General features: G+C 60.1%; 1 pseudogene. It reads left to right on the forward strand.

Annotation, left to right across the window (positions count from 1 at the left end):
• A pseudogene (locus WG891_RS27195) lies at positions 1-228 on the forward strand (IS5/IS1182 family transposase); the annotation flags it as partial.

Raw genomic sequence — 228 nt, forward strand, 5'->3', positions numbered from 1 at the left:
CGACTTGAGCGGCAGGTAGCGCGATTCGGTCTGGAGCCGGTGGCGGTGGGTGTGGATGCGGGTTACTTCACCGCCGCGGTGTGCCATCTGACGCAAGAAAGGGGTATCGCGCTGGTTCCCGGCTATCGGCGGCCGCACAAAGGTCAGAATGACTTCCAGAAAAAGCACTTCAGGTACGATGAGAAGCGTGATGTGTATGTGTGCCCGGCAGACGCGTTGCTGGTCTAC

The sequence above is a fragment of the Serratia sp. MMO-28 genome (genome assembly GCF_037199905.1).
Taxonomy (GTDB): domain Bacteria; phylum Pseudomonadota; class Gammaproteobacteria; order Enterobacterales; family Enterobacteriaceae; genus Chania; species Chania oryzae.